This is a genomic window from Streptomyces mayonensis, assembly GCF_018982965.1.
GTDB lineage: Bacteria > Actinomycetota > Actinomycetes > Streptomycetales > Streptomycetaceae > Streptomyces > Streptomyces mayonensis.
The window spans coordinates 1-9,226 of the sequence record NZ_JACBYP010000187.1 but is presented as its reverse complement, the minus strand read 5'-3'; the positions used below and the strand labels follow the sequence as shown (position 1 = coordinate 9,226).

The following is a 9,226-nucleotide window of genomic DNA, read 5'->3' as shown; positions in this document are numbered from 1 at the left end:
CCGGGCGGGGCGGGGGGGCGGGGCCGCCAGGCGGGGGCGTCACGGCGCCGGGCCCGGCGGCGTGCGGTGCTGCGGCGGGCGGGGCTGCGGCGCCCGTGGCGTCGGCGGCCGCGGGCCAGGGCTGCGGGGCGGTTCCGCCGAGGGCCGGGGCAGCGGGGGCAGGGGGAGCCTGCGGTGCGGAGGGCGCGGAGGGCGCGGCTTCGGGGTGCTGCGAGGTCTCGGTGGCTGCCCCGGCATGTGCGGCGGGCGCGTTCGGGAGGGGGACGCCCTGGCCGGCGGTGTGCTGCGGAGAGCCGACGGCGTGCTGCGGAGAGGCGGGAGCGCCCTGCACGGGCGGCGGTGTGCCCTGCACGGGCGGTGTGCCCGGTGCAGGTGATGTGCCCTGCATCGGACCGTTCTCCGTCGCGCCGCTCTCCGTGGGACCGCCCGGCACCGGGCCGCCCTGCACCGCATCCCCCTGGGCCTGCCCGGGTGCCGCTTCCTCAGCGGAGCGGGCGGCACCGGCCCGGCGGCGACGTCCCGTGGGTCCCTCGGCCGGGTGCGGCTGCGGCGGCGTGTGGTCGTCGGCCTGGTCGTGCGGTACGGCGTCGTGGCGGCCCTCGTCGAGGCCGTGCCGGCGCTGGTCGAGCAGGGCGTCACCGGAAGCGGCCGGGCCGGGCACTTGGGGCTGGGGCTGGGGCTGGGCTTGAGCCTGCATGTGGACCTGGGGCTGGACCTGGGCGGCCTGACCCCGCGCCTCTCCCGGTGCCGCGGTGCCGGGTGTCCCGGCTGCCCCGGGCGCGGCGTCGGCCGGCCGGTCCGCGTCGGCGGGCGGCAGGGCGAAGACCTGACGCGGAGCCGCCTCCTGCGCGGCGGCGCGCTCGTTCGCGGAGGCCAGTGCGCGGCGCCGGCGCCCGGTCGGCCGGTCGGCGTCGGCCGGGTCCGCCTCGCCCGCCTGCGCGGGCAACGCCGGCGGAAGTGCCTGCTGCTCACCGCCGTCCCGCCTGGCCCGCCGTCCGGTGGGTGCGGGCACGCCCTGCGGCGGTACGGTCCCGCCCAGTCCGTTGTTGGAGGCCGCGGCCCCGCCGCCGTGTTCGCCGGCCATGACGACGGCGCCCTCGGAGACATCGCCCTGCGGTGCCTGAGCGCCCTGTGGTGTCTGCGAGACCTGCGGTGCCTGGGGGGTCCGGGGCGCCTGCGCATCACCGGGGCCGGTACCCTCCGCCGACCGCCCGCGGCGACGTCCGGTACCCCCGGCACCGCTCCCCTCGCCCGGCCCCGCCTGTGCGGGTACCGGAAGCGGGGCCGACGCGGGAAGTACGGGCTGCCCCGGCGCGACCTGTTCCTGCGGCACCGGACCGGCCGCCTGCGCCCGTCCTTCCGCCTGGTTCGAGGGCCCCTGCCCCTGTTCCTGTCCTTGCGTCTGCTCCTGGGCCGCGCGTCGCCTGCGGCGCCCCGTCGGCGCGGCGGGATGCTCGCCCTCGGGCACGCCGGCGCCCGGTCCCTCCGCGCCCGCGACCTCGCTCTCCAGGAACGCGTCGACGGACGCCCGCCGAGCCCGCCGCCGCCCCCCACCGGGAGCCGGCTCCCGGACGGCCACGGCACTGCCGGCCCCGGGAACCCCGGAACCATCCGGAGCACCCGCCGGCCCGGGACCCGGCGCCTGGCCCTGCACGGCGGGAACGCTGGGAACGGCGGGAACGGCGGCCTGGGCCGGAGCCTGTGCCGCGACGGCCCCCGCCCCGCCCCCGATGGGCACCTCCAGCACGTACGCGCTGCCGCTCATGCCCGGCACCTCATGGGTCTGCAGCACCCCGCCGTGCGCCCGTACGACCCCGCGCACGATCGGCTCGTGCACCGGGTCTCCCCCGGCGTACGGCCCGCGCACCTCGATGCGGACGACCTCGCCGCGCTGCGCCGCAGCGACCACGACGGTGTTGTCCAGGTAGCCGCCCGGCGCCGCCACCGGCGAGTTGCCCGTGGCGTCGACGCCCGCGACGTCCGCGACGAGATGCGCGAGCGCGGTGGCCAGCAGCCGGGCGTCCACCTCGGCCTCGATGGGCGGCGCGTGCACGGCGAACTGCACCCGGCCGGGACCGATCAGTTCCACGGCGCCGTCGACACCGGCGGCGACGACGGCGTCGAGCATCACCTTCGTACGGGCGACGTGTTCGTTGCCGACGTCGAGGCGCTGGAAGCCGAGGACGTTGTCGATGAGGGTGGTGATGCGGGCGTAGCCGGCCGAGAGGTGGTGCAGCACCTGGTTGGCCTCGGGCCACAGCTGACCGGCGTCGTCCGACGCCAGGGCGGCGAGTTCCTGGCGCAGCTCGTCCAGGGGGCCGCGCAGGGATCCGCCGAGGAGGGTGAGCAGTTGTTCGTGCCGGGCGGAGAGGGCCTCGTACCGGTCGTTCTCCCGCTCACCGAGGGCGGCGTAGCGGTCGGCGCCGGCGGCGAGCTCCTCCGCGTGCTGCTCCCGCAGCTCCTCCAGTTCGCGCACGTGCTGCTGGCGCAGGGCGGTCAGTTCGGAGGCGTGTTCCTCGGCGAGCCGCTCCAGTTCCCCGGCGTGCCGCTCCTCGGCCTCCTCGTGCTCCTTGACCAGCGCGTCGTAGGGGCGCCGGTCGGTGAAGGTCATGACGGCGCCGACGAGCTGGTCGCCGTCGCGCACCGGCGCGGTCGTCAGGTCGACCGGCAGTTGGTCGCCGCTCTTGGCGAACACCACCTGCCCGCGCACCCGGTGCTTGCGCCCGGAACGCAGGGTGTCGGCGAGCGGGGACTCGTCGTACGGGAAGGGGGAGCCGTCGGCACGCGAGTGCAGGACGAGGGTGTGCAGCTCCCGGCCGCCCAGTTCACCGGCCCGGTAGCCCAGGATCTGGGCGGCGGCGGGGTTGACGAGGACGATCCGCCCGTCGGTGTCGGTGCCCACGACGCCCTCGGAGGCGGCCCGCAGGATCATTTCGGTCTGCCGCTGCGAACGCGCCAGCTCCGCCTCGGTGTCGACGGTGCCGGAGAGGTCGCGGACGACGAGCATCAGCAGTTCGTCGCCGGTGTAGCCGTAGTTGTCGTAGGCCTGCTGGCCGGTCTCCAGGTTGGCGCTGGTGACCTCGACGGGGAACTCGGAGCCGTCGGTGCGCCGGGCGATCATGCGCCTGGGCTTGGTCCGGGCCCGCGGGTCGACGTGCTCGGGGCGCCGCATGGAACCGGGGATGAGCCGTGAGTCGAACTGCGGCAGCAGGTCCAGCAGTCCGCGTCCGACGAGGGCGGTGCCCGGGGTCTCGAAGGCTTCCAGGGCGATGGTGTTCGCGTTGACCACGGTGCCGTTCGCGTTGACCAGGACCAACGCGTCGGGCAGCGCGTCCAGTATGGCTGCGAGGCGAGCAGCGCCTCGGGATGGCCTGCTGCTCACGAGACGCTTCCCTCCTGTTACCGCACTTGCCGACCGCCTGGGCCATCTTGCCAACCGTGTCCCAGGGTGTCACGCGAGGGAGTCTAAGGGTTGGGGCCCGGCGGACGGCGTGGGATGCGACGGAGGTCGCACGAGGAAGTGACGTAGAACGTGTGACCGGTAACCGTCGGCCGCGCCCCCCGCCCACGGCTGTGTCCACCCTGTCCCTGCACCGGGCCCGCATCGGGCATGCACCCGGCTCACGACGTGCCTGCACCGCGCCTGCTCCGCGCCTACGACGTGCCGACAACGCGCTATCGGCGCGCCATCTGCACGCCCCCGCCGCGCCCGCGCCCGCGCCGCACCGGGCCCGTGCCGCGTCCCCGCCGCGCCCGCACCGCGCCCGCGACGTGTCTACGACCGTCCCGGCGCCGCCCCCAGCCCGGGCAGCAGCGGCACCATGCGGTCCCAGCGGGAAATCTCGCAGCCGTCCCGGCGGTCGTACGTCGCGTCGACGGGGCGGCCGGCCCAGGTCCCGGTGACGTGCGCGGTGGCCGGACCGCCGTACTGCATGGTGCAGACGCTGCCCTCGGGCACGGGCGCGAAGGTGTTGCCGCCCCACCGAGTGCCGCTGTCGAGGAGAGCGCAGGCGCCCTTCGGGTCGGGGTGGTCGCCGCCGCCGGGGTGGCAGCGCAGCTCGTAGGTTCCGTCGGCGTCCGCGCCGGCGTGCTGGACGGTGACCGTCAGGCGGTCGGCGGCGACGCGGCCGGTGCGGTGCTCGGAAGCCGGACCGGAAGGGCCCGGTTCTGCGTAGGCGGCCGCCGAGGCGTTCGCGGTGCAGAGGGAGGCGAGCGTGGCGGCGGACAGGACGGCGGCGCCGAGGAGGCGGGCGGCGGGAGCGCGGGAGACCTGGAACATGAACTGACCAACGCGCGGGCGCACCGGAGGTTGCGCGGCCGGGCGTGGGAAACCGGGCGCGGGCCACGCACGTAAGCGCTTTGCCCTGCGGCCTGCCCGCCTAGTACCGTGGGAGCCGATTGGTGACAGCGCGCTCAACTGTGTCATCATCGGCACGCGCCACTCGCGCTCGCACGCGAGAGCATCGGGAGTGGTGATGTTGTCTGGAGGCGTCGCCTAGTCCGGTCTATGGCGCCGCACTGCTAATGCGGTTTGGGTCTTAAAGCCCATCGAGGGTTCAAATCCCTCCGCCTCCGCACCGATCACCGAAGCCCCGGCCCGCACGGCTGGGGCTTCGGTGTTGTCAGAGGTGTTTGTGCAGGTCACAAGGGGTGTGGCCAATGGATTTCACATGGCGGCGGCAGTCATGTAATGTTCTTCCTGTCGCCGCGAGCGGGCCGAAAGGGCCGGAAGCGCCGACAGAACTGAAGAAGCACAAGCACTCGTAGCTTAACGGATAGAGCATCTGACTACGGATCAGAAGGTTGCAGGTTCGAATCCTGCCGAGTGCACATCAGCTCAAAGGCCCCACCGGTTCGTCCGGTGGGGCCTTTGACGTCGTGGGTGACATCTGTGGGTGACATCAATGTCTGTCGGCCGGGCCGACGGCGTCGTCGGAGGGGGAGCGGCGGCCGACTACGGAACCGGCCTGCTGGGCGTGCCGGCGAGCTCGCCGGGGCCGGTGCCCGAGAGGAGGGCCGTCGCGGCGGCCTCGGTCAGGGCGCGCACCACGGCGGCCGCGCCTGCGGCGTCCAGGCGTACGCGCAGGTCGTCGGCCGGTACCCGGGCGCGCAGGGCGATGCGGTCGGCCAGGCTCCGCTGCTCCTGGTCGCAGGCCATCAACCATGCGGTGCGGAGGGCCGGTTCCGTCGTGGCCAGTACGGCCATCCTGATCGCCAGGGCGTCGTCCACGCGGTCCGTGGGGGTCGCTCCGCGCTCGTACTCGCGCAGTTCCGCGGTGAGGTGCTCTTCGAGGGAGAGGTGGCTCGGCCAGCTGCGCAGCAAGGACATCTCCCGTCTGACCCCGCGCTCCACGATGGGCTCGGCGCAGCTCTCCTTGCTGCGGAAGTGGCGCCAGACGGTGCGTGTCGACAGTCCCGCCGCCGCGGCGATCTGGGCGCCGGTGGTGGCGGCCACGCCCTGCTCCCAGAACAGGCGGGAGGCCTCCCGTGAGATGGCCAGCCGTACGCGCTGACGCCGGAGTTCGCTCGTCGCGCCGCGTGCGGGGGCGGGCACGTCGTCCATGTCGGCTCGGCTTCCTGGTCGCTTCGTGGTCTTGCCCGTGTGTCTCGTGCGGGTGGGCCGTCCTCGGGCGGTCGGGCGCCCCGGGCTGTCGGGCGCCCCTCGCCGGGCGACCCCGGGATGTCAGACGCTTGCGTACGGCCGGGGCTGTCGCTGTCGGGCGACGGCCTTGAGGTGCCTGTCGGAGGCGCGGGCTGCCCAGGCGACGACCAGGAGGCCGAGGCCCAGCAGGGGGTATCCCATGGCGATCTTGGCGGCCCCGAGGGAGCCCACCGCGTCGGTCTCGTAGAAGTACTGCTGGACGCCGAAGCGGGCGGCGAAGATGGCGGCCAGGGTCAGGGTGGCGATGTCGTAGTAGCGGCGGGAACGCCTGTCGTCGCGCCAGGCCGTGCCCTTGCCGGTGGTGGAGTTCCACAGGACGCCGGCCAGCGGCCGGCCGGCCAGTACGGAGGCCAAGAACACGACGGCTCCGGCGAGGCCGGCCCAGATGCCGATGAGGAAGTAGTCCTTGGCGGATCCGGTGTACCAGGAGATGCCCGCGGTGACGGCGACGCCGAAGAGGCCGCCGAGCGCCGGCTGGAGCGACTCCCGGCGCCAGAGGCGCTCGACCGCGATGCCGACGGAGACGGCGACGGCGGCGAGGACGGCCACCCTGAGGCCGCGGGCGTTGTTGGCCAGCACGAAGGTGATGACGGGCAGCGCCATGTACACGAGGCCCTTGGTGCCGCCGGCCTGTTCCAGGACGGACGGCTTCGTGGCGCCGGTACTCGCGTGCTGCTGCGTGTCGTGGGCGACTTCCTGGTGGTGGGTGTGCGTCATGGGGATCAGCTCTTCCGGTTTCGCCTGGGGACGGGCTTGCCTCGGGACGCCTGGGAGGCGCCTTCTCCTTGTCGCTCAACGACATCATGTCACTTAGTGACGGAGTGGCGCCACTGGAGCTTTCTGTGACGTGGGTCACGGTTGTGTGAGGTCGGGTGGGTGCGGCACCGATGGCGGGCCCAGGGAGGGGCAGGTGTCCGCGTGTCGCGGACTCGGTGCGACGGGTTCGTCGAGGCGTTGCGCGGACGGGGGCTCCCGGCCCTGTCTGCTCGTCGTGGGCGGCCGCGGTGAGGGGTGTGACTTCCGGCTCAGGCGCGGTCCGCGGGGCCTCTGCCTCCGTCCGGCCGGTCCGCGGGGCCTCTGCCTCCGTCCGGCCGGGCCGTGTCCGTGGCGGACGGCGCCACCGCATCGCCCACCGCGCCCCCGGTGGCCCTGCGGACGGCGTCCGCGATGAAGAGGAGGTTCGGGTCGCCGAGCGTCGCCGGGTCGGCGCCGTCCAGGAGGCCGGATCCGACGTACTCGTTGATGACGCGCAGGGCGGCCGACGTCGCCGCCGCGTGCAGCCGGACCTCGAGGCCGTCGGGCTTCAGGCCCAGGCGGTTCGCGAGGATGCCGGTCAACTCGTGCTCCACCTGGTCACAGGCCATCAGCCACGCCGTACGCAGGGCCGGTTCCGTCTCGCCCAGCCGGATCATCTTGATGCCCAGCCCCGCGTCGGCCTGTTCCTGCGGGCCGAGTTCGCGGTGGAAGCGGACCGCCTCCTCGGCCAGGTGCTCCTCCAGGGACTGGTGCGGCTGCCAGCTGCGCAGGCTGGCCAGCTCCCACTCCACGCTCTCCCTCACGATCGGCTCCGCGCAGCTCTCCTTGCTGCGGAAGTGCCGCCAGATGGTGCGCGTCGACAGCCCCACCGCCGCGGCGATCTGGTCACCGCTGGTGGCCTCCAGGCCCTGTGTCCAGAACAGCCGGGCCGCCTCGCGCGAGATCTCCAGGCGTACGCGGTGGCGCCGCTGCTCGCTCATCCCGCCACGGCTGCGCTCGGTCGATGTCACGTCGGCCACCTTCTGCCCCTCTGCGTACTGGTGTGTGCAGTGCAGTGCACTCCGTGTCATATTGGCACCAAGTGACGCGACGTGCCAGTGTGATCACCAGGCCGGAGTCGTTCCGCCCGGGCGCGGCCGGGCCCCGGACCCCGGCATTTCCCCGCCGACGTGATGGCCCCGCGCGACTGTGTCTAGGGTGTGGCCATGTTGCGAGGACCCGTCTACATATCCGACCGGTACATATCCGACCGGCCGAGCCTCGACGGAGGCCGCCGGTGAACAAGCCTCTGAGGGCCGTGGCGATCTTCTGCGGGCTGCTGGTGCTCGGCCTGCTGATCCGGGCGAACTACCTGCAGTACGTGCGGGCCCCGGAGTTGGCCTCCGACACCGACAACAGGCGGGTGCAGATCGAGCGGTTCGCCACCCCGCGCGGTGACATCGTCGTCGGCGGCCGGGCCGTCACCGGCTCGGCCGAGACCGAGAGCACCGACCTCAAGTACAAGCGCACCTACGCCGACGGGCCGATGTACGCGCCGGTGACGGGATACGCGTCGCAGGCGCAGGGCATGACGCTCCTGGAGAAGATCTACGACGGCATCCTGACCGGGAAGGACGACCGGCTGGCCTTCCAGCGGTTCGCCGACGTCGTCAGCGGTGAGGGCCGGCGGGCCGGTTCCGTGGTCACCACCATCGACCCCAAGGCGCAGAAGGCCGCGTGGAAGGGGCTGACCGATCTGAAGGGCGCCCGGGGAGCCGTGGTCGCGCTCGACCCGGCCACCGGCAAGGTGCTCGCCCTGGTCTCGGCGCCGTCCTACGATCCGTCCCAGTTCGCGGGCGGCACCTTCAAGGAGTCCGACCGCTTCGTCGCACTGGGCAAGGAGAAGAGCAAGCCGCTGGCCAACCGCGCGCTGCGCGAGACCTACCCGCCGGGCTCCACCTTCAAGATCCTCACCGCGGCCGCCGCCCTCGAGCACGACGTCGTCACCGACGTCGACGCCCACACGGACGCCGTCTCGCCCTACCCGCTGCCGCAGTCCACCAACACGATCGGCAGCGAGGCGGGCGACGGGGTGTGCAGCAAGGCCTCGATGAAGACCGCCATGCAGTACTCCTGCAACAACGTCTTCCTCGACGCCGCGTCCAAGCTGGGCCAGGACAAGATGCGCGAGACGGCCGAGAAGTTCGGCTTCAACGAGGACGTCTACTCCGACGACTTCGGCGACCTGCTCGCCTCCAAGAGCCTCTACCCCGAGGACCTCGACAAGCCGGGCACCGCGCTCACCGGCATGGGGCAGGGCAGCCTCACCAGTACGCCGATGCAGATGGCCATGGTCACCTCCGCGCTGGCCAACGACGGCAAGCTGATGCAGCCGTACATCGTCGACGAGGTCAAGGGACCGGACCTCGGCACGCTGGAGAAGACGGAGCCCGCGGTGATGAGCGAGGCCGTCTCCGCCGAGACCGCGCAGAAGGTCCAGGAGATGATGGAGTTCACCGCCAAGGAGGGCAGCGCCCGCAAGGCCCAGATCGACGGCATCACGGTCGGCGGCAAGACCGGTACCGCGCAGCGCGGCGTCGACGTGAACGACAAGGTGCCGTACGGCTGGTTCGTCTCCTACGGCAAGAAGCAGGACGGGGGGTCCGTGGCGGTGGCCGTCTTCATCGACCCGACCGACATGGACATCTCCCGCTCGGACATCTCCGGTGGCGGACTCGGTGCGCCCATCGCCAAGAGCGTGATGGAGGCCGTGCTGAAGCAGTGACGTGGGGCGGGCCGTCGGCCGGCCGCAGGGACGCACCTCATGGA

The 9,226-nt window shown here is 73.2% G+C and carries 6 protein-coding genes and 2 tRNA genes; 3 read left to right on the top strand and 5 right to left on the bottom strand.

Going from position 1 to position 9,226, the window contains the following annotated elements; all coding sequences use genetic code 11:
- Together HZS56_RS36200 and HZS56_RS36195 are read right to left on the bottom strand one after the other, a co-directional pair.
- A partial coding sequence (locus HZS56_RS36200) for a PAS domain-containing protein (RefSeq protein WP_216725051.1) occupies positions 1-3,382 on the bottom strand: 3,382 nt, incomplete at its 3' end.
- Between the two features lie 393 nt (positions 3,383-3,775).
- Positions 3,776-4,279, bottom strand: a complete 504-nt coding sequence (locus tag HZS56_RS36195; RefSeq protein WP_216725050.1) for an SSI family serine proteinase inhibitor — start codon at positions 4,277-4,279, stop codon at positions 3,776-3,778.
- Between the two features lie 205 nt (positions 4,280-4,484).
- Between HZS56_RS36195 and HZS56_RS36190 the strand changes: the two genes are divergently transcribed.
- Positions 4,485-4,575, top strand: a tRNA-Ser gene (locus HZS56_RS36190).
- A gap of 182 nt (positions 4,576-4,757) precedes the next feature.
- Positions 4,758-4,830: transfer RNA gene (locus HZS56_RS36185), tRNA-Arg, on the top strand.
- Positions 4,831-4,954: 124 nt separating this feature from the next.
- Here HZS56_RS36185 and HZS56_RS36180 read toward each other — a convergent pair.
- From HZS56_RS36180 to HZS56_RS36170, 3 genes are all read right to left on the bottom strand, one after another.
- Positions 4,955-5,563, bottom strand: coding sequence for a TetR/AcrR family transcriptional regulator (locus HZS56_RS36180; protein ID WP_216725049.1), 609 nt, complete (start codon positions 5,561-5,563; stop codon positions 4,955-4,957).
- Positions 5,564-5,683: 120 nt separating this feature from the next.
- Positions 5,684-6,379: a DUF3159 domain-containing protein gene (locus HZS56_RS36175; protein ID WP_216725048.1), complete on the bottom strand. Its 696-nt coding sequence runs from the start codon at positions 6,377-6,379 to the stop codon at positions 5,684-5,686.
- A 308-nt stretch (positions 6,380-6,687) separates the two neighbouring features.
- Entirely contained in the window at positions 6,688-7,428 is a 741-nt protein-coding gene (locus HZS56_RS36170) for a TetR/AcrR family transcriptional regulator (RefSeq protein ID WP_308408238.1), read from the bottom strand.
- Between the two features lie 266 nt (positions 7,429-7,694).
- On the opposite strand from HZS56_RS36170, the gene HZS56_RS36165 reads away from it, so the two are divergent.
- Entirely contained in the window at positions 7,695-9,182 is a 1,488-nt protein-coding gene (locus HZS56_RS36165) for a peptidoglycan D,D-transpeptidase FtsI family protein (RefSeq protein ID WP_216725047.1), read from the top strand.
- Positions 9,183-9,226 lie beyond the last annotated feature (44 nt).